Below are 23,937 nucleotides of genomic sequence, written 5' to 3'. Positions count from 1 at the left end.
ATCCAGTTTTCACTGGATCTTTTTTATTTTAAAAACAAAGTTTAATTACGCTTTGTTGTGTTTGTCTTCGATTGTATGCTTCTCATCTTTAGAAATCGTATCAACCAATACTGGAGTAGCGATAAATAATGAAGAATAAGTACCCACGATAATACCAATTAACATAGCAAAGATAAATCCTCTAATTGATTCTCCACCAAAAATAAACATTGTTAATAATACAATGATCATCATTAATGAAGTATTCAACGTTCTTGATAATGTAGTATTAATAGAAGCGTTTACGATATCTTCGAAACTACCTTTACGGTTTCCGATGATAAACTCTCTCACCCTGTCAAATACAATTACAGTATCGTTCATAGAATAACCGATTACAGTTAAAATCGCAGCGATAAAGTGCTGATCCATTTCCATGTGGAATGGCATGAATTTGTAGCATAAAGAGTAAATTCCTAATACGAAGATCACGTCATGCGCAACAGCCGCAATCGCACCTAATGAATACTGCCATTTACGGAAAGAAACCATTAAGTATAAGAAAATAACTGCCATCGCACCAAGAACTGCCCAGTATGAGTTAGTTTTAATATCCTCAGAGATAGAAGCTCCAACTTTAGAAGCTTGTAATACACCTACTCTTTTTCCATCAAATGAATTGATGAATTTATCGTAAGTAGTATTTGGGAAATATTTCTGTAAAGAAGCATATAATTTTTGGTTCACTTCTTCATCAATAGCAACACCATCTTCTTTAATTTTATATTTAGTAGTGATTTTTAATTGATCATCATCACCTAAAATTTTAGCCTCAACCGGAGTTCCAAAAGCAGCAGATAACTCATCTGAAACTGCAGTAGCATCTACAGGTTTTTCAAATTTAACTTGGAAAGTTCTACCTCCAACAAAATCCACACCTTCATCTAATCCGTTAACGAAGAAGATAGAAATTAAACTTACTACAACTACAATTGAAGAGAAGATGTAAGTGAATTTTTTAATCTTGATAAAGTCAAAATGGAAATTAGTAAACCAGTTTTTAGTAATATTTGTAGAGAAAGTTAAATCTCCTTTTCCTGCAATATTTCTATCAATAAAGATTCTAGCAATAAAGATTGATGTAAACAATGAAGTTACAATACCAATTAATAATGTTAAAGCGAAACCTTTAATAGGACCTGTTCCAAAAATGAATAAGATAGCTCCAGTTAAAACGTGAGTAACGTTAGCATCAATAATAGAACGCATTGCACCGTGCCATCCGTAAGAAGCTGCAACTGCTTCAGAAAGTGATTTTCCTTCACGTAATTCCTCTTTTGCTCTTTCGTATATAATAATGTTAGCATCTACCGCTGTACCTAATGTTAACACGATACCTGCAATACCTGGTAATGTTAATACAAAACCAAAACTTGCCATAATTCCGAATAAGAAAAGTAAGTTTAATAATAAAGCAAGGTTTGCATACCATCCAGCTTTACCATAATAGAATACCATCCAAACGCAAACTAATAAGAATCCTAATACAGAAGAAATTGTACCTGCATCAATAGCTGCCTGCCCTAAAGATGGACCAACAACAGTTGATTGAATAATATCTGCAGAAGCTGGTAATTTACCTGCGTTTAAAACGTTAGCTAAATCTTTAGTTTCAGCAACATCAAATGAACCTGTAATTTCAGATCTTCCTCCAGCAATAGGACCACTTGTTACACCTGGAGCAGAATATACGATATCATCTAAAACAATAGCGATATAACTTTTTTGAGCGAATGCTCTACCTGTTAACTCTTCCCAAACTTTAGCACCTTGGCTGTTCATCTGCATAGAAACTGCAGGTTTACCCATCTGGTCAAAAGTATCTTTTGCATCAGTAACAACACCACCGCTCATTGCTGGGTTATTGTCTCTGTTTCCTTTTAAAGCATATAATTCAACAACTTCAATATCTTTAGCACTTGCTAAATCTTTTGCTTTTTGATCTTTTATAGTAGTTGGTTTACTCCAAACAAATTTTGCATAATGCTGGTCAGCGGCCAATAAAACTCTAATTTCTGGTCTTTTAAAATAAGCATTGATAGTAGCAGTATCTTTTGGTGCGAAGTAACCTAAAACTGGTCCACCACCTTGACCTACAATTTTATCAAATAAAGGATTATTTCCTTTTTTAGTATCAGCAGAATCTTTAGCATCTGTTAATAAAGCATTCAATGAATCTTTAGCAACAGTTTTAGTTTCAGTTTTCTTAACTTCAGTTTTCTTCAAAGCTTCGTTAGCTGCAACTAAGAAATTACCAATTTCTTCAACTTTATAAGTTTCCCAGAACTCTAATTGAGCTTTTCCACCTAATAATTTCTTAATTCTATCAACATCTTTAGCACCTGGAAGCTCTACTAAGATTCTTCCTGTTTCTCCTAATTTTTGGATGTTTGGCTGTGTTACACCAAATTTGTCAATACGCTCTCTTAATACTTTAAAAGCACTTTCTACAGACTCATCAACTTTTCTTTTGATAACTTTTTGAACCTGTGCGTCAGACATTTGAAAATCTACACCACCTTCTCCTTGAAGACTTCTGTTAGCAAAAATATCTGGAGAAGCTAATTTTACGCTTCCTTTTGAGTTTGCATCAAAAGCTTCAAAAAACTTATTTAAATATGTTTTGTTACCTTCTAAATTTGCAGATGCATCAGCTAATGATTTATTAAAAACTGGATTTTTAGAATTATTAGCTAAACCTTTTAAAACATCTTTAATAGAAATTTGAAGAATAACGTTGATTCCTCCTTCTAAGTCAAGACCTTTATTAAGCTGCTTGTTTTTCACTTCGTTATAAGTGAAATCAGTAAAACCAAGATTTAATACTTTCTCTTTACCAATAGAATCTAAATATTTCAGCTCCTTATCAGGATTATCTCCTGCAAAAGCTTTAGCTTCACTTTTGACACCATTTGCCACAAAAGTGAATGATAGTTGGTAAATACTCACCAATGCAAATAGAATTGCGAAAAATTTAATAAGTCCTTTATTCTGCATTATTACTAAAAATTAATTATGTTTTATTTTTGTTTTTGTTTTAAAGTCCCATAAAATAAGCCCTGACATGATTTTTTAAAACAAAAATACGAGATCACGAATTACCAATTTTTTTTTAAACCGAGCAAATATATAATTAACGAAAATATTAACCAATTTATTTATTAATTAATCTCAAAAAAAAAGCTGCAAAAGTGCAGCCTTTTCTCTTTTTTGCCGTTTTTATTATACTAAAATCGTTTTTAGAGCATCATTCATGCTTCGAACTGCATCTGCACTTTTAGCAAATAATGCTTTTTCCTGATCGTTTAGGTTAATATCTAAAATTTCTTCTACTCCGTTTTTACCAATTATACATGGCACTCCTATACATATATCGTTTTGACCATATTCTCCTTCTACGAAAACAGAACATGCAATCATTTTCTTTTGATCGTTCAAAATACTATCTACTAAATAGGCTACAGAAGCTCCTGGCGCGTACCAAGCAGATGTTCCCAATAAACCTGTAAGAGTTGCACCTCCTACCATAGTGTCTGCTGCTACTTTTTGCAATACTTCTTCTGAAAGAAATTCTGATACTGGAATTCCATTATAAGATGCCAAACGAGTTAGCGGAATCATAGTTGTATCACCATGCCCTCCAATTACCATTGCTGAAATATCATTTGCAGGTTTATCTAAAGCTAATGAAAGATATGTTCTAAAACGAGAACTATCCAAAGCCCCGCCCATTCCTATAATTCTATTTTTTGGAAGACCAGTCGCTTTTAAAGCCAAATACGTCATAGTATCCATCGGATTCGAAACTACAACAATTATTGTATCTGGAGAATATTTTAATACATTTTCAGCAACTGTTTTAACAATTCCTGCATTTATACCAATTAATTCTTCTCTTGTCATTCCTGGTTTTCTTGGAATTCCTGATGTAATAACTACAACATCACTTCCAGCAGTTTTAGAATAATCGTTGGTAACGCCAGATACTTTAGTATTAAAACCAGTATTTGTCGCGCATTGTGTAATATCCAATGCTTTACCTTCGGCAAAACCTTCTTTAATATCCAACAATACTACTTCGCTGGCAATTCCTCTATAAGAAATAACATCAGCACATGTAGCTCCAACATTTCCTGCTCCTACAATGGTAACTTTCATATTTTATACTTTATCGGTTATTAATTATTTGTCTATCCCTTAAAAAGACAATTCGTTTAATTGTCTAGTAAATTTAAACAATTAAACGAATTGAAATTATTAATTTTTTATTTTATGCGTCGATATTTGCGTAAACTGCATTTTTCTCGATAAATTCTCTACGAGGCGGTACTTCGTCACCCATTAACATAGAGAAAACTCTATCTGCTTCTGCTAAACTATCAATGGTTACCTGACGTAATGTTCTGAAGTTTGGATCCATTGTAGTTTCCCACAATTGCTCCGCATTCATCTCTCCAAGACCTTTATAACGTTGAATAGCGGCGCTTCCACCCATTCTCTCGTTAGCTTGATCACGCTGCACATCATTCCAAGCATATTCTTTTTTGTTTCCTTTCTTAACTAAATACAAAGGAGGCGCTGCAATGTAAACGTGGCCTTCTTCGATTAGCTCTTTCATGAAACGGAAGAAGAACGTTAATATTAAGGTAGAAATGTGACTACCATCGACATCGGCATCACACATGATGATTACTTTGTGGTAGCGTAATTTTTCAATATTAAGGGCTTTACTATCTTCTGCAGTTCCTACAGTTACTCCTAAAGCAGTAAATATATTTCTGATCTCTTCGTTTTCGAATACTTTATGATGCATTGCTTTTTCAACATTCAAAATCTTACCACGTAAGGGCAGAATTGCTTGAAAGTTACGATCACGTCCTTGTTTTGCTGTTCCACCAGCCGAATCTCCCTCGACTAAGTAAACCTCACATCTTGCAGGATCCTGCTCAGAACAATCTGATAATTTTCCTGGAAGTCCACCGCCGCCCATAACGGTTTTACGCTGTACCATTTCACGAGCTTTTTTCGCTGCGTGACGTGCCTGAGCCGCTAAAATTACTTTTTGGATAATTACGCGAGCATCATTTGGATTTTCTTCCAAATAATTCTCAAGCATTTCTCCAACAGCCTGTGAAACTGGAGAAACTACTTCTCTGTTTCCAAGTTTAGTTTTAGTTTGTCCTTCGAATTGTGGTTCTGCAACTTTTACCGAAATAATAGCTGTTAATCCTTCACGGAAGTCATCTCCCGCAATTTCGAATTTCAATTTATCCAACATTCCAGATGCATCTGCGTATTTTTTAAGTGTTCTTGTCAAACCACTTCTAAAACCTTGCAAATGCGTTCCTCCTTCGTGTGTATTAATATTATTTACGTAAGAAAAAATATTCTCTGTATAACTTGTATTGTAAATCAAGGCAACCTCAACTGGAATTTCACCTTTATCGTGATCCATGCTGATTACATGAGAAATAATTGGCTCACGGTTTCCATCTAAATAACGAATATATTCTTTAAGACCTTCGTCTGAATGGAATACTTCACTTTTAAATTCACCTTTTTCGTCAACTTCTCTTTTATCTGTAAATGTAATTGTGATTCCTTTATTCAAGAAAGAAAGCTCACGCATACGTGCTGAAAGCGTATCGTATGAAAACTCAGTAGTCTGAGTAAAAATAGTGTTATCTGGATAAAAAGTCTGGCGTGTACCTCTCTTATCTGTTTCTCCAATTTGTTTTACAGGATACAAAGACTTTCCTCTTTCATACTCCTGCTCATAAATCTTACCATCTCTAAATACAGTAGATTTCATGTGAACTGAAAGGGCATTTACAACCGAAACCCCTACCCCGTGTAAACCTCCAGAAACTTTATATGAATCTTTGTCGAATTTACCACCGGCTCCAATTTTCGTCATTACAACTTCAAGTGCCGAAACACCTTCTTTTTTATGTAAATCAACTGGAATACCACGTCCATTATCTTCAACTGTAATCGAACCATCTTCGTTAATTGCAACACCAATGGTATCACAATGCCCTCCCATGGCCTCATCAATAGAGTTATCAACAACCTCATAAACTAAATGATGCAGTCCTCGAACTCCTACATCTCCAATATACATCGATGGACGCATTCTTACGTGCTCCATTCCTTCTAATGCCTGAATACTATCTGCTGAATAATTGTTCTTCTTGATTTCTTCGCTCATATAATTTATTCTAATAAATGTATTTACTGTCTAACACGCAAATATATAAAAACGCAGGCTATATACCCATTAAAATACGACTTAAAGCACTTAAGTTATTAACACAATTGTCTGAAAAACCTAAAAATAACTTCAAAAATGAATTTAAATTCAAATTTTCTTTAATTCCAAATTCCAAAAATGGAAATAACGTAAAAAAGGCTCTTTTTTAAATTCCAATCTCTTAAATCCCAAATTCCAAAAATTAGAAATAAAAAAATCAATTTTGAAATTCCAAATTCCAAAAATTAAAACATAGAACATAAAAAAATAAAAAAAACCGAAACTACAATGGATTGCATTTCGGTTTTGTTTGCTAATCCCAAATTGGAATTTGGAATTTATTTATTTGAGATTTAAAAGTTTGGGATTTAAACTGCAACTCCAGATTTTACGCTTTCAAAGTTTCCTTGTAAGTGTGCAGCATTTGCTCTTCCACTTGGATCAAGGTTTTCCTGCCATTTTGGAATCCACTTACGCACTGTTTGCGCGGCACTTACCTGCGGATAGAATTTATGGAAAATTGATCGATATAAATACGCTTCTTTTGTCGTTGGCGAATTGTATGGAAATTCTGCGCTTGCACCAGCCAATTGTTCATCTGTAACTTGTGAAGCACAATATTCAATTAATTCATCAACCCAATTATACCCAACTCCATCTGAAAATTGTTCTTTCTGGCGCCATAAAACATCTGCCGGCAAGTATGGATCTTCGGGAGTATCAAAGGCTTTTCTTAAAATGTATTTTTCAACTCCATCATAAGTCTTAGGCTGTTTTTCTTCTGTTTTAATACGGATATTTACATCTAAGAATTCTGTATCTAAAAACGGAAATCTCACTTCTAGTCCGTGTGCCATTGTCGTTTTATCTGCACGAAGTAAATCTGCCGTAAACAACTTCTGAACTCTTTCTATTGTTTCATCCTGAAATTCTTCTGCCGATGGTGCATTTCTAAAATACAAATGTCCTCCAAAAACCTCATCTGCTCCTTCTCCTGATAAAATCACTTTAACACCTTGATCGGCAATTGCTTTAGACAATAGATACATCGGAACACCAGATCTTACACAAATAATATCGTAGGTTTCGATATGATAAATTACTTTTTCTAAAATCTGGACACCTTCTTCTACAGAAAAATGAACTTCATGATGTTCTGTTCCTAAAAATTCTGCTGCTTTTCTCGCCGCAATATTATCTGGTGAATCTGCATCTAATCCGATTGAAAACGAATGCAGTTTTTCTTCGTTTCCTTTTAATAAACGAGAAGTTATAGCAGATGTCAAAGAGGAATCTAATCCTCCTGATAGTATAACACCTACAGGAACATTTGCTAATAAACGTTTGCTTGTTGCGTTTATTAAACTTTGGCGAATTGAATCTAAATCTAAAGAATGATCTGCTTTTTTATGATCTTCATATTCTGGATGGTAATATTTTACAAAACCAGTTTTTGCCGTATAATAATGTCCTGGAGGAAAAGTAGAAAATGATTTGCATTGATCTGCAATTGATTTCATTTCTGAAGAAAAATAAATCCTTCCTCTTTCATCTAAACCATAATATAAGGGCTTAACTCCAATTGGGTCACGACCTGCAATATATTTATCGCCATCAATTACCACAAAAGCAAAATCACCATCAAGTTTGTTACAAAAATCATAACCAAACTCTTCATAAAGATGTACAATAACCTCAGAATCTGATTCTGTTCTAAAAGTATGTTCTTTTAAAACCGTTTCCTTCAGTTCTTTATAATTATAAATCTCTCCATCATGCACCATCCAAGCTTTTTGAGTTCCCTGAATAGGCTGTTTTCCGGAGTGAAGATCAATAATAGACAGACTTTCATGACAAAGTATGCTGCCATTTTCCATAATATGAATATCACTTTCATCAGGACCGCGATGGGACATTCTCTCTGAAAGTTCTTTTACAAGCTTAGGGTCTTTTCCTTTACCAATAACGGCCAATAATCCAGACATATTATTCTATTTTTTATTTTTATTCTTATGTACCCAACTCTAAAGTAAGCTGTACATTAAAAAATCATTAAAATTTCTGTTGAAAGCAAAACTAAATATTATTTTTTGCTTTCCTAAATTTTCTATATTAAAATTTCGGGGATTTAACTTTATTCGGGGAATGTCAAATATAAAAAAAGTAAGTTAAATAAATGCCAAAAACTTTTTCCAAAGAACTGAAATAGAGAATTTAACAATTTTAGACAAGAAAGACGCCCTTATTAGGACGTCTTTCTGCAATATATATACTAATTCTAAAAATTAAACTCGTTTTTTAAGCTTTAACATAAGCATCATCGTGAACACTTGCTACCGCTCTACCAGAAGGATCATTCATGTTTTTGAAAGCTTCATCCCACTCCAAAGCAATTTTTGTACTACAAGCAACACTTGCTTCCTGAGGCACACATAAAGCCGCTGCATCACTAGGAAAATGTTCTGTAAAGATCGAACGATAGTAATATTCTTCTTTTGAAGTTGGTGTCTGCAATGGGAATTTGAATCTGGCGTTTGCCAATTGTTCGTCTGAAACTTCTCTAGCTACCACTTCTTTCAAAGTATCGATCCAGCTGTATCCTACTCCATCAGAAAATTGTTCTTTTTGTCTCCAAGCTACACTTTCCGGAAGCATATCTTCAAAAGCTTTACGAACTACCCATTTTTCCATCGGATGTTCTTTGTTGATCATTTTATCTTGCGGGTTGATGCGCATTGCAACATCCATAAATTCTTTGTCTAAGAAAGGAACACGTCCTTCGATTCCCCACGCTGCCAAACTTTTGTTGGCACGTAAACAATCGTACATATGAAGTTTTCCTAATTTACGAACGTTTTCTTCGTGAAATTCTCTAGCATTTGGCGCTTTGTGGAAATATAAATAACCTCCAAATAACTCATCTGCACCTTCACCAGAAAGAACCATTTTGATTCCCATTGATTTGATAACTCTCGCCATCAACCACATTGGAGTTGAAGCTCTAACTGTAGTTACATCATATGTTTCTAAGTTGTAAATTACATCACGAACAGCATCTAAACCTTCTTGGATTGTAAATTTAATTTCGTGGTGAATGGTTCCGATATGATCTGCAACTTTACGCGCAGCAGCTAAATCTGGAGAACCTTCTAAACCTACTGAGAAAGAGTGTAATTGCGGATACCAAGCATCTGTCGTATCATCTGACTCAATACGTTTTTGTGCAAATTTTTTGGCTACAGCCGAAGTAATAGAAGAATCTAAACCTCCTGAAAGTAAAACTCCGTAAGGTACATCACTCATTAATTGTCTGTGAACCGCAGCTTCTAACGCTTTTTTGATTTCTGGAATGCTTGTTTCGTTATCTTTTACAGCATCATATTCTGTCCAGTCTCTTTTATACCATTGTACAAATTCACCGTCTTTGCTTGATAAATAGTGTCCTGGAGGGAATAATTCAATTTTGGTACAATATCCTTCTAAGGCTTTTAATTCAGAAGCTACATAGAAAGTCCCATGTTGATCCCATCCAATGTATAATGGAATAATTCCCATATGGTCGCGAGCAACAAAATACTCATCTTTATCAACATCGTAAATAGCAAATCCGAAGATTCCGTTTAATTCGTCAACGAAGCTTACGCCTTTTTCTTTATATAAAGCTAAAATAACTTCGCAGTCACTTTCAGTTTGAAAGTTATATTTTCCTTCGAATTGTTTGCGCAGGTCTCTGTGATTGTAAATTTCACCATTTGCAGCCAAAACCAATTTTTTATCTTCTGTAAATAAAGGTTGTTTTCCTGAAGCTGGATCTACAATTGCCAAACGCTCGTGAGAAAGAATCGCTTTATCATTGCTGTAAATTCCGCTCCAGTCTGGTCCGCGGTGACGAATGATTTTAGACATTTCTAATACTTGAGGTCTTAACGCTTCGGCTTTTTGTTTTAGATCAAAGGCACATACAATTCCACACATAATTCTATATTTTTATTTTTAAATTTTATTTTGATAGGGCAAAGATGCGGTATTGGTTACAATTGAAAAACACAAATAGTCATTTCAATTACAAATTTCAATCATATTTGTATTTTTACATACAAAATGTAAAATTTAGAAGTAAAAATTAGCTCCAAACTTGAAAATTTTAATTTGGAACAAAAAAAAGGTTTAAAACTGAAAGTTAGATGTAATTCTTTGAATTAAATTATGAGATTTTAAAGAAACCTTAAAATATCTTCAATAACTAATTTAAATCATGTTTTAAGATTATCATATAGTTAGTAATTCACATTCGTTTGTCATTCCAAAGAACGAGGAATGACAATATTAAGGAGAATACTTTTTGGTTAATTCAACTTTGTCAAAGTTTAAAACTTTGACAAAGTTCTTCGTAAACTTAAAACAGATTATTCAATGCTTTCAATTGTATAATGGGTTTTATTAATCTCAAACTGAAATCCAACTTTATTTCCCATCAAATGATTTCCAAGCGGAGACTGTGGCGAAAGCGCAATAACATTAATTCCGTCAATTGTTATTTTAGGAAGTGCAACACTCACGTACAAATAGATTCCGTTTGCTTTTACTAAACTTCCTAAAACTATATTTTCAGTAGTTTTAAGCGGATCTATTTTGTCTAAAATTGCTTTTTGTTCAATCGCCTCTTTTAGTTTAGTAGTCAGCTTTTCTTGTTCAATATGCATCATCGACAAAGCAGTTTCGTGTTTATCTCCCGCAGAACCTTTGGCATCGTTTTTAGAATCTTCGGTTAAGTTCGTAATCATGTCTCTAAAAACATCCATTCGGTCTTGAACCATTTGTGTATAATGGGAATATATTTTTTCTTTAAAAGTCATTTTTTTGAGGTACTGTGGTTCTAAGGCACAAAGATGCAAAGGTTTTTCCTTTATTAAAAAAAACAGCCACGAATTCACGAATCTACTCCAAAAAATTCATGAGTTCATGGCTGAAAAAAAAGGCACTTTTATATTATATATAATTTTTGTGCCTTGGTGTCTTTGTGGTTATGCTTTAAAAATCAAATTTATAATTTGCACCTCCTAAAACTTGGAATCCTTGTACAGGATAATTTAACCATTTTTCGTAAGCTTGATTTCCAATGTTATTTAATTTTAGGAAAAATGTTAAACGCTCGTTGAACTTGTAACCTAAATGAGCATTTGCATCAAAATAACTTTTTAAAGTAATTGGCTCAGCATTTACTCCTAAAGAGGTATTCGTCTGCATATCTTTTCTTTCTCCTACGTAAAATACATTTAATCCTGCATACCATTGCTTAGTAATATTAACGTCTAAAGTTGAACTTAATTTCATTGTTGGTAAATTCCATGCTTCAACTGCGTTATCTGTATTGTAACTATTGAATGTTCCATTGATTCCGAAAGTAACATTCTGCGAAAAATCGGCTTTTAATTCTCCGTAAAAACGGAAAGTTCTAATATCCTCATAAACTACCCCAAATGAATTTCCAAAAGCATAATCTTCATTTGTAATTACTTCTGTGTAATCATTTGCTTTAAATAATGCTTTATCTTTTTCATTCATATAAGAACCTGTCAAGTTATAATTGACATTATTTGCCAGCTTTCCTTTCAAACCTGCAAAAACATTGTATTGTGTGCTAGACGGACGCATGTTTAAAGTTGGAGACAAAAATGGATTTTCATTCACAAAATCGGCGTAAGAATTCTGAGTTAAACCTCCATTTACTCCCGTGTAGAAAATCATTAGATCACCAACCAATTTATAAGAAGCATTTACTTTTGGATAAATGTAGAATTTGTTGCCGCTGTTTTCAGAATCTGCGCTGTAGAAAACTCCAGCTCCTAATTCTAATGTCCAGTCATTTTCATTAATTACAAAACTCGGTTCAATTCCAACATTTGTAAAACTGTATTTTAAAGCTTCTGTATTATCTTGTAAATAATTATTTTTAAAAGAACCGCTTACATGATCTACAATTACATTTGTTTTGATCGCCTGATCCATTACATCGACAGTAAACGTAGGTTTCACAAAAAATCTATTTTCTGATGAAGAATAGCTGTCTGAAAAATGAGTGAATTTTGCAGCAAGATTACTAAAAATACTTTCTGTAAATTCAGCATTTCCACCCAACCAAATTGTGTTATAAGAATGATCTGGATTTATACTATTTACTAAATCATAACGCTGATCTGGAATTGTAGAACCAAAATCTGACGGAAGTCCGTACCAATTGTAAATCTGATTTTGATATCCTAAATCAACATTCCACGAATTATCTCTATTGTTTTGGCCGTAGCCAACATTAATTGCGGTATCGTAAAATTCATCATTTAACTCCACATCTTTTATCCCTCCCTGCGAAGAATGATGACGGAACATTCCTGCCAGATAATCATTATTCCCTAAATCCTGATTTACGAATAATTCTGCGTTTAAAGTACTGTAATTTCCAAGTCCTAAAGTGGCATAATTATTAAACAATCTTTCTTTTTTAGCTTTTTCAACACCTTCTGCTTTTCCTTTAGACGGCGTAAAAGTCGAAGCAACAGGAACAGATAAAATACTATATTTAATAACTTCTTTCGGCTGATTGCCGCTGTCGTCAAGCGAAGGAGTTTCTTTTACTTTAAAAGCATCAGAAATAGTCGGCGAATAAGGTTTTACTACGTTTACAGTCTCCGTTCCGATACTTTCATTTTTCTTCTGCGCAATCGAAAACTGAGCTGTAAATAACACTAACAAAATGATTATTTTATGTCGGCAGTTTAATTTCATATTTCTTTCTTTTTTAGAGAAAAGAATATAGAAGAAAGAATATAGACTTCTCTTCTTTTTCTAATTTCCTCTATATACTGTTTTTATTTCTTGATTTTATAATCTATCTTCTTTACTCTTTATTCTATTATGTTAGAGCTAAGCTTCCCACTCTCCTTTAGCAATAAATTGAGCTTTTCCTCCAATGTTTATATCGAACTGATCGTCAATTAATTTCCCTTTAAAATAAATTTGAGACGGACGCCCTATATAATCTCCTTGATAATTAATCAATTCAAATTCAGGTTTATGATACTTTAATAGAAAAGCCTGAAGACAAGTACTTGCACTTCCAGTTGCTGCATCTTCCACCAATTGGTTATGTTCAATACATAGCATTCTGCTAAACAATTTTGAACCTTCTAAATAATAAAAATACAGGGCTCTATGTGTTGTTTTACAGTTCTTTTTAAGCCAATCATCTGTTTTATCTTTATCTAAAACTAAATTTTCAAGGGCTCTTTTACTGCTTAATCCAACCATAACAAAGGCACTTCCAGTTGTTACTTCCTGAATTGGAAATTGATTTTCAAAATCGCTTACTTGTAAATTACTGAAAAGTGTAAAATCTTCTTTTGAAAAAATATCCCAAAATTTTGGCTGAGCTGCTTTTAACCAAATCAAATCTTCTGTTTGGTGAATTGGAATTTCCCCAATGGGAACTTTAAGTTTGATTTCGTTTGGTGAATTTTCAAATACTTTATTTATCAAAACCCATGAAGTTCCAATAATTGGATGTCCTGCAAACTGCATTTCATTAGCCGGAGTAAAAATTTTAATCTCAGCTTTATTGTTTTCTCTGTCCAATTTGGTTACAAATGTGCTTTCTGCGAAATTAATTTCACGAGCAATTTGCTGCATTTGTTCAGAACTTAGATTCTCTGCATCCATAAAAACTGCCAGCTGATTTCCAGCATATTTTTTATCGGCAAAAACATCAACTATATAAAAGGGTAAACTCATAACTTGTAAAATGTGTTTTGTGAGATGTAAAATGTAAAGACATTTATCGTTTCACTTCTAACTTATTTATTAATCGACGAATTTGTTTTAGATTCTTCTAATTTTATCGCGCTCAATTCTTTTTTAGCTTCTTCAACTACATCTGGATAATCGGTAAAATTGTTGATTACGTTATCTAAAATGTAAGTTGCTTGATAACTGTCTTTTAATCCGTAGAAGTTTTTCGCCATCAATACCAAACCTTTTGCGCCATAATATTTATAAGCAGAATAGCTTTTTGCTAATTTTTGAACGGCAGTGTTTGAGGCATCAAATTTTCCTTCTTTTGTTTTAAAATAAGCATCGTAATACAACGCTTCTGCCGCTAATTCTCCTTTAGAAGTTGTCGCTAATTTTGCATAAGCTGTTTTTGCTTTATCCTCATTTCCAGTTTGTATTGCTGCTCTGGCAACTATAATTTGTGCATCTGCTTTTACACCTGCATCTGCTTTTGGATTTTCTAATACTTTCTCTGCAGAAACAACTGAATTATCATAATCTTTTTTATCATAATAACACTTCATCAAATTCGCTTGTGCAAAGTTTTTATTCTGAGGAAAATCTGCTTCACTTTCTAAACGCACTAAAACTGGAATTGCTTTATCGCAGTCTTTGGCTTTTAAATAAATTTGAGCTAATCTGTTTAATGCCTGTTCTGTAAATTCATTTCTCGGCTGATCAATTACAAATTGATAATTCGCAATAGATTTAGTTTCAGAACCTTCTGTGTAGTACAATTGTGCCAAATAGAAGTTAGCTTCAAGCGCATGCATTCCGTTCGGGAATTTACTCACATAACCAGCAAAACCAGTTATTGCATTTTTAGCATTGTTTTGACTGTATTGTTTGAAAGCAGCATCGTATGTATCGTTGTCTAAGTCAGCATCTGTCACGGCAACAAAATCAAGAGTGCGGACCCAAGTTGCGTATTCATCTACTTTTCCTGAATCAACATAAATTAATCTTGCTGTAGAAACTGCTTCTAAAGCCTCTGGAGTTTTTGGAAATTCTGCAGCAACTTTTTTGAACTTTGTTAAAGCCTGCTCATCACGATCAGAATTATAATAAATTAAACCTTGTTTTAAAATTGCTTTTGAAGTAAATGATCCGTTTTTAAATTCAGAAATCAATTGATCGTAAGCTTTTAAAGCCTGGTCGTTTTTCTTTTCTGCAACATACGTATTTCCTAATTCGTACAAAGCATCGTCACGGTAAGATGATTTGTTGTACATCTTAACAAAATTGTTCAGTTCATCAATTTTTTTCGCATTATTTGACATGAATCCGTAAGAAAGTGCTTTTTGAAATTGAGCATAATCTGCATCTACACCTTTTGCTGCAATTGCTTTTCCATAAGCTTCATTTGCTGCACTGTATTTTGAAGTCACAAAACGGCAGTCTCCCAAACGTAAGTAAGAATCGTTTAAACGAACTTTATCTGAAGGAGAATTATCAATTTGCGCTTGAAAAGAATTAGCCGCCTGATCGTATTCTTTTAGTTTAAAATACGTATAACCAATATTATAATTGATGTTTTTATATTCATCTGTAGATTTTGCCGCTGCCATTCCTGCAAACTGTTTGTAGGTTAACAATGCATTTTGCATATCATCATTAAGATATTCTGTTTCTGCTTTCCAGAAAGTAGCACGGGCTGTAAATTCTGGAGTTTTTTGCTCACTTACAGCGCTTTTGAACATTTTGCCAGCTTCTTGATAATTAGACTCATTATACAACTCTAATCCGCGGTAAAACAATACTTTTTGGTACGCAGCTTTATTTTCAGCCGTTCTGTTTTTTTCTAATAAAGTCAGCGCTTCTTTGTAGTTTTTAGAAGAAATATAAGAATCAACCAATAATTTCTCTACTTCTGAGCGACTTGAATTGTTTGGATATTTTTTCAAGAAATCAAGCAAAATTCCAGGAACAGCCTGATAAGCATTTCCGATATCATAACTTAATTTAGCATAATTCAAAGCCGCATCTTCTTGAATCTGCGCATTGAAATCCATTTCTGAAGCGTTTTTAAAAGCGTTTAAAGCTTCCTGTTTTTTACCTATATTTAAATAACTTAAACCTAAATGGTAATAGGCGTTTTGTGCGACGAAATCTCTTCCTTCAATAATTTTATTGAATTGAGAAATTGCTTTTTCGTAGTTTTTCTGCTCGTAATATGCGTAACCTAACTGATAAAAATCGGTATTATTCCACTTCCCTTTTTTACCTTCATATTTTTCTAAAAACGGAATTGCTTTGTCGTATTGTTTTAAATTGAAATAACTTTCTCCAATAATTTTATTCAATTCTGATTGTTCTAAAGCATTCGATTTAGCCATTGCAGTCTGCCCTAAGTCAATTGCTTTTTGGAAATTTCCAAGTTTGAAATTCATATCAGCCTGATAATAGGAAAGCTTTTCTTTGTATTTTTCTTCGCCAGAAACTTCGTCAAAATATTTAGTCGCTTCTTTATAATCGTCGCCTTCATAAGCCATAAATCCTAAATAATATTTGGCTTGAGAACCGTATTCTTTAGAATTCACTACTTTATTAAAATAATTGGTGGCTTCTTTTTTCTTTTTTGCATTAAAATAGCTGTAACCTTTCATGAAATTAAACTTATCAGACTCGGTTTTACTCATGTAACTTTCGTCTACTTTGTCAAACCACTGCAGAGCTTTTGGATAATTTCCCTGATCGAAAAAATACTGCGCTGCTTCTATATAAGCCTGATTTTGTTTGGTGCTCGTTGGATAATCGCTGACAAATTTTTCTACTAAAGCATCAGCATTTGCCTGATTGGTTCTTATCGCACAATTAGCAATGTAAAACGCGCAGTCTGACTCCACTTCCTCGGTCGTCGCATTGCTCTTTACGTGTTGAAAAATAAGCTGTGCCGAAGCATATTGTTTGTCATTATATAAAGCCAGTGCTTTGTCAAAATCCTTTAAATCGTAGGTATATATAGCTGATTTTTGTGCCGAAACTGTGGTCGAAATAAGGATAATTTGGAATAAAAAGAACCAGGAAAGTTTACGCATTTTTGTAATATTTAGTATTCAAATGTATCATTTTATAACGTTTATAACGAAACGTTTTGAGGTTTTATTATGAACAAATTATTAAACGGCTGTGATTTTTTGCATTACAAAACTTCAAAATATTGGTTCTCAAACTTTCTAAAAAGCAAATAAATCAAAACCGTCTAAGCAATATAAGCATTAAAAGCTTTACTTGGAATTTATTAAAATGAACTTATGGCACTAATGGTTTAATTTTTTAAACTTTTTCTTAAGAAATGATTGAAATTTATTTTGAATACAAGCGTTATCTTATTACTTTTACGATTCAAATCAATTTATTATGTCACAAACCGTACTATCTCTTAAAGAAGTCACTATATATCAAGAAGGAAGAAAAATTATCTCTCATATTAATTTAGACGTTAACCACGGTGAATTTATCTACATCATCGGAAAAACTGGCTCTGGAAAAAGTAGTTTCCTAAAAACTTTATACGCTGATTTACCATTAGTTGAAGGAGAAGGACATATCGTTGAATTTGATTTGGCAGGGATAAAAGAAAACGACATTCCATTCTTGAGACGTAAAATCGGAATTGTTTTCCAAGATTTTAAATTGCTTCCAGACCGTTCAATCAAAGACAATATGCTTTTTGTTTTAAGAGCAACCGGCTGGCACGAAAAAGATGCAATGCTGCACAAAATTGATGAAGTTTTGGATAAAGTTGGCATGAAAGATTTCGTTAACAAAATGCCGCATCAGCTTTCTGGAGGAGAACAACAGCGTGTTGCAATTGCAAGAGCACTTCTTAATGATCCAGAATTTATTTTGGCCGATGAGCCAACAGGAAATCTTGATCCGCAGACAAGTTCTGAAGTTTTAGAAGTATTAAAAGCAATTAATGCAACTGGAAAAACCATCATTATGGCAACACACGATTATGCTTTATTGATGAAATTCCCTTCTAAAACACTAAAATGTGAAGATGAAAGAATCTTCGAAGTGGTGCAAAGAAGCGTGTAATGCTTTCGATTTTAATTCCGGTTTACAATTACAACATTTTTACTCTCGTAGAAACGCTGCGTAAACAAACTTTGGAATGTAATATTCCTTTTGAAATTATTTGTTTAGACGACGCTTCGCAAGATTTTATAATTGAAAACCAAAGAATTAATCAATTTAATAACAGCTCTTTTTCTATTTTAGAAAAAAATATTGGCCGTAGTACCATTCGAAATTTATTAGCACAAAAAGCAGTTTATGAAAATTTGCTTTTTTTGGATGCTGATACATTTCCTGTTCATAATCAATTCATTTCTAATTATATTGAAGCAATAAAAAAGAATAAAAAAGTTGTTTTTGGAGGGATTTTATACGAAAATAAAAAACCTGCAAAAGAGCTGCTTTTACGATGGATATATGGCAGAAAAAGAGAAGCTTTAAGCTTAGCTGACAGAATTCAGAATCCATCTGATTTTGCATTGGTTTCTAATTTATTAATTAAAAAAGAAATCGTTGTTCGTTTTCCTTTTGACGAAAATCTGACAAAATACGGTTATGAAGATTTACTTTTTTTCTCCGTCTTAAAATCCAATCTTATTGCGATTACACATATTGAAAATCCTGTTTTTCATTTAAATCTAGAATCCTCTGCCCTATTTTTAAGTAAAACAAAAACGGCATTACAAAATCTGGTATTTTTAGATGCTTCAAATAAAATTTCAAAAAAGGAAAGTAAAATTATTGCATCATTTGAATTTTTAAACAGATTAAAACTAATCTCTGTTTTTAATTTTGTCTTTAGAAAATTGGAAACTAAAATTGAGCGAAATTTAGTTTCAGAAAAACCGTCACTATTTTTATTTGACATTTATAAATTAGGCTGTTATTGCTTTTTAAAATCAAAATAAATGGCTTTCTTTTCTATCATAATTCCGCTTTACAACAAAGAAGATTTTATCGAAAACACGATACAAAGTGTCTTGAATCAAACATTTCAAGATTTTGAAATCATTGTAGTAAATGACGGATCAACAGATAAAAGCGAAGAAAAATTATTGCAGTTTAATGATGCTAGAATTAATTATTATAGCAAAAAAAACGAAGGTGCTTCTACCGCAAGAAATTACGGAATCGAAAAAGCAGCTGCCGATTTTATAACATTTCTCGATGCAGACGATTATTGGTATCCGACGTTTTTAGAAACAATGTTTAATCTTATTTCCAAGATTCCAGATCAAAAAGTATTTTCTGCTGCAATTGAATTTGATACTTCAAAAAAAATAATTCCAGTACAATATTCGATTTCAAAATCTAATGACGAATTTGAAATTGTAAACTACTTTCAAGCCAGTTTAAAAGAAACTGTTCTTTGTACTTCCTGCGCTGTTTTCCATAAAACTGTTTTCTCAGATGCTGGAAATTTTGATACAAAAATTAAAAGCGGTCAAGACACCGATTTATGGATTAGAATTGGTCTTATTTATCCTGTAGTTTTTTCTTGGAAAATATTAGCCCGATACGTTTACGATCCTGAAAGCCTTTCGAAAAATAACAAACTGATTCACGAAAAAATGGATTTTTCGAAATATGAGAAAATAGAAAAAACCAATTTAGATTTGAAAAAGTTTCTCGATTTGAATCGGTTTTCATTGGCTGTAAAAAGTAAAATAGCTGGAGAAAAAGCACTTTTTACTAAATATTCTCAACCAATTGATATGAAGAATTTAGGTTTGAAAAAACAAATTTTATTGTTTCTTCCTTCTTTTGCTTTAGTTTTTTTAACCAAAGTAAAAACTTCATTAGCCAATTTAGGTTTAGGCTCATCTGTTTTTAAATAACTTGAATTTTTTATATTCTCGAATATAATCTTCTTCATTAAATTCCGCTGAAGAAAGAACCAAACAAACACTTCCTGAAGAAAAATTCTGAAGTTCTCTCCAAATTCCTGAAACAATAAGCAAACCAACATTTGGCTTATTAAGGGTAATGATTTCTTTATTCTTCCCGTCTTTTAAAATCACATCAAAACTGCCGCTTAAAGGAATCAAAAATTCCTGCTGCTCTATATGTGCATGTCCGCCTCTTTTGCTTCCGCTTGGGACATCGTATAAATAATACACTCTTTTGGAAACAAACGGAATCGTATTTCCTTCAACAACTGAAAGATTCCCTCTTCTGTCCTGAATTTTAGGAATTTCGATTAATTGAATATCTGAAATACTGGTCATTTTTGATTGGCTAGAAGATTTTTCCATTGTTCAGAAATATTTTTTAAAGACAAATGTTTAACGCTTTCTGAGGCGTTCTTTTTGCAAAAATGATACAATTCGTTGTCATCTGCAAACCGTTTTATGGCTTTGGATAAAGCTTTAATATTGTTGTTTTCAACCAATAAACCATTAAATTCATTCTGAATAATTTCTCGTGGCCCAGAATTACAATCAACAGCCACAACAGGCGTTCCTAAAGCTAATGATTCTATTATGGAAAGTGGAAACCCTTCGTAATGACTTGTCAGAATGGTAAATTTAGCTTTACGAACTTCATCAAATGGATTCTGTTTGAAAGGAAATGTTTTAACGTAATTATTTAAATCTAAACTTTCAAGTTTTTGTGTTATAAAATCCAAATCATTACCAGAACCTAAAAGATGTAATTCATATCCTTTCAAAAAAATTTGAGAATTAGAAAAAGCTTCCAGCATTAGTGTAAAATTTTTTACTTTTTCATCAAATCGTCCAAAAAACAAAATCACTTTTTGGGTTTCTAAAGTCTCTTTTTTTAATTCTTCTTCGGCAATAAAAAAAGGATTGTAAATTGTAATGGTGTTTTTAAACTTATAAAGCTGATTTATTTTTTCTTCGATTGCTTTTGAGACACAAATTAAAGCCTCAGTATTTTTATACATTATTTTCGACCAAAATACCGACGAAGGAAAATAATTTTTAAAATTATAACTATGCACAACGTAATAGATTTTTGTGTTTTGATAAATTAATCTTGTAATTAATTCTCTCAGCAATACATTTCTAGTTCTGCTGTCTATGACAATTTCTATATTATTTTTGGTCAAATAGCGACGTAGTAAAATTCCTTTTTTTAATTTTTTGAGGAAAGAAAAAGAGCCTAAGCTTTCTTTTTCTAAATTGAATAAAGTTCCTGTATATGAATAATCTACAACATTATTTACAACAATAGAATGGACTTCAAACCCAGATTCTTCTAACATAAAAGTCAGTAAAGCTGCGAAACGTTCTGCTCCTCCTTTTCCTAAAGAATTTGAAACAATTGCAACTTTCTTTTTATTCATGTTTTTAACTAAAAAAGTAAATATATTTGTCAAATATACACATAAATGAAAGTTTTACTGGTAGGCGAATACAGTCATTTGCACAATTCTTTGAAAGATGGTTTGCGAAAATTGGGACATGATGTTTTTATTATTGGTCAGAGCGACGGTTTTAAAAACTTCCCAGTCGACTTTCCTATTCAGAAAAAATGGGATTCTGGTTTTCTAAAAAAAGTAAAAATTGCAGTATATAAACTTTCTGGATTCGATATTACCTCGTATTTAACGTATCGCCAGTTTCTAACATTCGAAAAACAATGTTCAGGATTTGATGTCGTGCAGTTAATTAACGAAAACAGCTTTCATTGCACGTATCATTTCGAGAAGAAAATCATTTCGAGCCTTTTAAAAAACAATAAGAAATTGTTTTTACTGAGTTGTGGCTACGACTATTTAAATGTGAAATATTGCTTTGAAAACCCTGATTTTAAATCTGTAATTCCGTTATATCAAAATCATAAAATAGATAAAAAATCTTTCGCGAATGTTTTAAAATTCCGCAAGAAAGAGTTCCTCAAACTGCATCAATTTATCTACAAAAACTGCAGGGGCATTATTGCTTCAGATTTAGATTATCATCTTCCATTAATAGGAAACAGTAAATATCTGGGAATGATTCCAAACCCAATTAATATTGACAACCTTCAATTTGAATCTTTATATATTTCTGATAAAATCATCATTTTCCATGGCATCAACAATGATAATTATTTAAAAAAGGGAAATGATTATTTTGAAAAAGCTCTGGAAATAATTGAGAAAAAATACGGTTCAAAAGTTGAAATAATCACTGTTCGAAGTATTCCATATTCTCAATATATCGATTTGTATAATAGATCACATATTTTATTAGATCAAATTTATGGATACGATCAAGGATACAATGCACTTGAAGCAATGGCAAAAGGAAAAGTCGTTTTTACCAACGCCGAAACTGAATTTAAGGAATATTACAATCTTACTGAAAAAGTATGTATAAACGCTATTCCAAATGTAGATTACCTAGTAAATGAATTGTCTTTTTTAATTGAAAATCCAGCAGAAATTACGGCAATAGCACAACGTGCCAGAACTTTTATAGAAGAACATCATAATTATATGAATATTGCTCAAAAATACGTGCAGAAATGGAACGAAAACTAAAACAAACTTTTCCTAAAATAGATCGCAAGGACTATCAAATAACTCAAATTTTGAAAAGCGTAAGCTATTACAACTCCTTCTATTTGAAATATTTGAATATAATAAACACTAGCCGTATACAGAATAAATAAGGAAAATAATTCTGTAAGTATAAAAGCCAAAGTCAATTTTTTGGCAAAAAACTGGTAGCCTAATATCAGTGAACAAACTTTAAAAATATCTCCGAGAAACTGCCAAAAAAACAAATCTGTTACAGGTAAAAATTCTTTACTAAAAAGCAGTTTAACCACAAAAAATCTAGCCAAATAAAGCACAATTAAACCCAAAACAAAAACAGGCAGAATGAACTTATAAAACTCCCAAAAAACACTTTTTGTTTCCTGATTAGTGGATGCTTTTGATAGTTTCGGCAAAAAATAAACGGTTAGAATAGTGCTGATAAATAAGAGATAATAAGACGAAATTCTCGTCATGGTTTCCCAATATCCAGCTTGATCAATTCCTAAATCATGTATAATATGATTTCTAATTGCTAAGAACACAAAAGGCCCTAGAACCGAAGAAACCAAAGCCATTAAGGAATACGAGGAAAGATTTTTGATGATTTTAAAGTCAAATAAATCCAGTTTAATAATTTGAAAAAAGTTAATTTCTTTTTGAACTAGATAAAAAGTAACGAAAAACAAAAGCGCGGGCGCAATCACAATAGCCATTAAAGCTCCAATCGTTTGGTATTGTAAAATCAAAAAGAGAGAAACCGCTAAACCAATGATGTTTCCGATGATATTGATCCATATTACTTTTTGAAATTTCCCTAAACCATTAATTAATGCAACAAAAAAAATTGAAACGGCATAAAAAGGCAAAGCCAAAGCCAAAACTTTAAAAACTGGTAAATATTCGGTGTTATTTCCAAAAATTCTGGTATTCCAATATTGGGCTGTAAAAAACAAAACAAAACCTAGAAGAACGGCTATGAATGAGAGGCTTATAAAAACAGTTGTAATTATTTTTTGAAGTTCAACTTTGTTTTTCTCATTTTCGGCGGTGTATTTTACGATGCCATTTTGAAATCCTAAAGTGGAAATATTTTCTAATGAAGTTAAAAAATTACGAAGATTTCCAACCAAAGCCATGCCGCTTGGTCCGACAAAAACGGCAAGTATTTTTGATGTAATTAATCCAATTCCGATTTTTAGAACAATGCTGAAACTGTTTAAAGAAGTTATCTTAAACAAACTGGTTTGACCTATTTTTTTATAGAAATTCAATTTAGAAGTGATTTAATTTTTTTTTAATACTAAAT

General features: G+C 32.4%; 16 protein-coding genes. 4 read left to right on the top strand and 12 right to left on the bottom strand.

All coding sequences use genetic code 11. The features are described 5' to 3' along the window. Positions 1 to 45 precede the first annotated feature (45 nt). The 9 genes from secDF to EDB96_RS10695 all read right to left on the bottom strand — a co-directional run bounded on the left by secDF (position 46) and on the right by EDB96_RS10695 (position 17,154). On the bottom strand, positions 46 to 3,036 hold the full coding sequence (gene secDF, locus EDB96_RS10735; protein WP_134140720.1) for a protein translocase subunit SecDF: 2,991 nt from the start codon (positions 3,034 to 3,036) through the stop codon (positions 46 to 48). Between the two features lie 225 nt (positions 3,037 to 3,261). Further along, complete coding sequence (mdh, locus tag EDB96_RS10730) at positions 3,262 to 4,197, bottom strand: malate dehydrogenase (protein ID WP_057119067.1); 936 nt, start codon at positions 4,195 to 4,197, stop codon at positions 3,262 to 3,264. Between the two features lie 112 nt (positions 4,198 to 4,309). Continuing rightward, positions 4,310 to 6,250 (bottom strand): DNA topoisomerase (ATP-hydrolyzing) subunit B, encoded by a 1,941-nt coding sequence (gene gyrB, locus EDB96_RS10725; RefSeq protein WP_057119070.1) that lies wholly within the window; start codon positions 6,248 to 6,250, stop codon positions 4,310 to 4,312. 410 nt (positions 6,251 to 6,660) lie between these two features. Next, the gene (gene asnB / locus EDB96_RS10720; protein WP_134140718.1) at positions 6,661 to 8,277 is read right to left on the bottom strand and encodes an asparagine synthase B; all 1,617 of its coding nucleotides are present in this window, start codon (positions 8,275 to 8,277) and stop codon (positions 6,661 to 6,663) included. Positions 8,278 to 8,590: 313 nt separating this feature from the next. Further along, positions 8,591 to 10,267, bottom strand: coding sequence for an asparagine synthase B (gene asnB, locus EDB96_RS10715; RefSeq protein WP_134140716.1), 1,677 nt, complete (start codon positions 10,265 to 10,267; stop codon positions 8,591 to 8,593). Between the two features lie 431 nt (positions 10,268 to 10,698). Continuing rightward, a complete protein-coding gene (locus EDB96_RS10710; RefSeq protein WP_134140715.1) occupies positions 10,699 to 11,148 on the bottom strand; it encodes a hypothetical protein in 450 nt (149 codons plus the stop codon). Between the two features lie 175 nt (positions 11,149 to 11,323). Beyond that, positions 11,324 to 13,075: a TonB-dependent receptor gene (locus tag EDB96_RS10705; protein WP_057119075.1), complete on the bottom strand. Its 1,752-nt coding sequence runs from the start codon at positions 13,073 to 13,075 to the stop codon at positions 11,324 to 11,326. A 138-nt stretch (positions 13,076 to 13,213) separates the two neighbouring features. Beyond that, positions 13,214 to 14,077, bottom strand: coding sequence for a PhzF family phenazine biosynthesis protein (locus EDB96_RS10700; RefSeq protein WP_134140714.1), 864 nt, complete (start codon positions 14,075 to 14,077; stop codon positions 13,214 to 13,216). A gap of 62 nt (positions 14,078 to 14,139) precedes the next feature. Continuing rightward, positions 14,140 to 17,154 carry a tetratricopeptide repeat protein gene (locus EDB96_RS10695; protein ID WP_134140712.1) on the bottom strand — a complete coding sequence of 1,005 codons (3,015 nt, stop codon included), beginning with the start codon at positions 17,152 to 17,154 and terminating at the stop codon, positions 14,140 to 14,142. Positions 17,155 to 17,476: 322 nt separating this feature from the next. Between EDB96_RS10695 and EDB96_RS10690 the strand changes: the two genes are divergently transcribed. From EDB96_RS10690 to EDB96_RS10680, 3 genes are read left to right on the top strand one after another with little or no spacing between them, the layout of a single operon-like run. Continuing rightward, complete coding sequence (locus tag EDB96_RS10690) at positions 17,477 to 18,160, top strand: cell division ATP-binding protein FtsE (protein ID WP_057119081.1); 684 nt, start codon at positions 17,477 to 17,479, stop codon at positions 18,158 to 18,160. Continuing rightward, on the top strand, positions 18,160 to 19,047 hold the full coding sequence (locus EDB96_RS10685; RefSeq protein WP_134140711.1) for a glycosyltransferase family 2 protein: 888 nt from the start codon (positions 18,160 to 18,162) through the stop codon (positions 19,045 to 19,047). The genes EDB96_RS10690 and EDB96_RS10685 overlap by 1 nt, the downstream gene beginning before the upstream one ends. Then, complete coding sequence (locus EDB96_RS10680; RefSeq protein ID WP_134140710.1) at positions 19,048 to 19,977, top strand: glycosyltransferase family 2 protein; 930 nt, start codon at positions 19,048 to 19,050, stop codon at positions 19,975 to 19,977. Here EDB96_RS10680 and EDB96_RS10675 read toward each other — a convergent pair. Both EDB96_RS10675 and EDB96_RS10670 read right to left on the bottom strand, forming a co-directional pair. Then, positions 19,960 to 20,394, bottom strand: coding sequence for a sugar 3,4-ketoisomerase (locus EDB96_RS10675; RefSeq protein WP_166669293.1), 435 nt, complete (start codon positions 20,392 to 20,394; stop codon positions 19,960 to 19,962). The genes EDB96_RS10680 and EDB96_RS10675 overlap by 18 nt on opposite strands. Continuing rightward, positions 20,364 to 21,449, bottom strand: a complete 1,086-nt coding sequence (locus EDB96_RS10670) for a glycosyltransferase (RefSeq protein WP_134140709.1) — start codon at positions 21,447 to 21,449, stop codon at positions 20,364 to 20,366. Before EDB96_RS10670 ends, EDB96_RS10675 begins: the two co-directional genes overlap by 31 nt. 45 nt (positions 21,450 to 21,494) lie before the next feature. Between EDB96_RS10670 and EDB96_RS10665 the strand changes: the two genes are divergently transcribed. Then, positions 21,495 to 22,631 carry a glycosyltransferase gene (locus EDB96_RS10665; RefSeq protein WP_134140707.1) on the top strand — a complete coding sequence of 379 codons (1,137 nt, stop codon included), beginning with the start codon at positions 21,495 to 21,497 and terminating at the stop codon, positions 22,629 to 22,631. On the opposite strand, the gene EDB96_RS10660 is transcribed toward EDB96_RS10665, so the two are convergent. Further along, on the bottom strand, positions 22,628 to 23,902 hold the full coding sequence (locus EDB96_RS10660) for an O-antigen translocase (RefSeq protein WP_243839336.1): 1,275 nt from the start codon (positions 23,900 to 23,902) through the stop codon (positions 22,628 to 22,630). The two genes, EDB96_RS10665 and EDB96_RS10660, sit on opposite strands and share 4 nt — an antisense overlap. Positions 23,903 to 23,937: the final 35 nt, after the last annotated feature.

Origin of the sequence: Flavobacterium sp. S87F.05.LMB.W.Kidney.N (genome assembly GCF_004366435.1) — a bacterium.
Taxonomy (GTDB): Bacteria; Bacteroidota; Bacteroidia; order Flavobacteriales; family Flavobacteriaceae; genus Flavobacterium.
The sequence above is the reverse complement of the archived record's forward strand: the minus strand, read 5'-3'. Positions and strand labels throughout refer to the sequence as shown.

What these genes read in the sequence shown, in the direction of transcription:
- secDF (WP_134140720.1), bottom strand. Translation starts at nt 3,036, where the DNA reads ATGCAGAATAAAGGACTTATTAAATTTTTCGCAATTCTATTTGCATTG.
- mdh (WP_057119067.1), bottom strand. Translation starts at nt 4,197, where the DNA reads ATGAAAGTTACCATTGTAGGAGCAGGAAATGTTGGAGCTACATGTGCT.
- gyrB (WP_057119070.1), bottom strand. Translation starts at nt 6,250, where the DNA reads ATGAGCGAAGAAATCAAGAAGAACAATTATTCAGCAGATAGTATTCAG.
- asnB (WP_134140718.1), bottom strand. Translation starts at nt 8,277, where the DNA reads ATGTCTGGATTATTGGCCGTTATTGGTAAAGGAAAAGACCCTAAGCTT.
- asnB (WP_134140716.1), bottom strand. Translation starts at nt 10,267, where the DNA reads ATGTGTGGAATTGTATGTGCCTTTGATCTAAAACAAAAAGCCGAAGCG.
- EDB96_RS10710 (WP_134140715.1), bottom strand. Translation starts at nt 11,148, where the DNA reads ATGACTTTTAAAGAAAAAATATATTCCCATTATACACAAATGGTTCAA.
- EDB96_RS10705 (WP_057119075.1), bottom strand. Translation starts at nt 13,075, where the DNA reads ATGAAATTAAACTGCCGACATAAAATAATCATTTTGTTAGTGTTATTT.
- EDB96_RS10700 (WP_134140714.1), bottom strand. Translation starts at nt 14,077, where the DNA reads ATGAGTTTACCCTTTTATATAGTTGATGTTTTTGCCGATAAAAAATAT.
- EDB96_RS10695 (WP_134140712.1), bottom strand. Translation starts at nt 17,154, where the DNA reads ATGCGTAAACTTTCCTGGTTCTTTTTATTCCAAATTATCCTTATTTCG.
- EDB96_RS10690 (WP_057119081.1), top strand. Translation starts at nt 17,477, where the DNA reads ATGTCACAAACCGTACTATCTCTTAAAGAAGTCACTATATATCAAGAA.
- EDB96_RS10685 (WP_134140711.1), top strand. Translation starts at nt 18,160, where the DNA reads ATGCTTTCGATTTTAATTCCGGTTTACAATTACAACATTTTTACTCTC.
- EDB96_RS10680 (WP_134140710.1), top strand. Translation starts at nt 19,048, where the DNA reads ATGGCTTTCTTTTCTATCATAATTCCGCTTTACAACAAAGAAGATTTT.
- EDB96_RS10675 (WP_166669293.1), bottom strand. Translation starts at nt 20,394, where the DNA reads ATGGAAAAATCTTCTAGCCAATCAAAAATGACCAGTATTTCAGATATT.
- EDB96_RS10670 (WP_134140709.1), bottom strand. Translation starts at nt 21,449, where the DNA reads ATGAATAAAAAGAAAGTTGCAATTGTTTCAAATTCTTTAGGAAAAGGA.
- EDB96_RS10665 (WP_134140707.1), top strand. Translation starts at nt 21,495, where the DNA reads ATGAAAGTTTTACTGGTAGGCGAATACAGTCATTTGCACAATTCTTTG.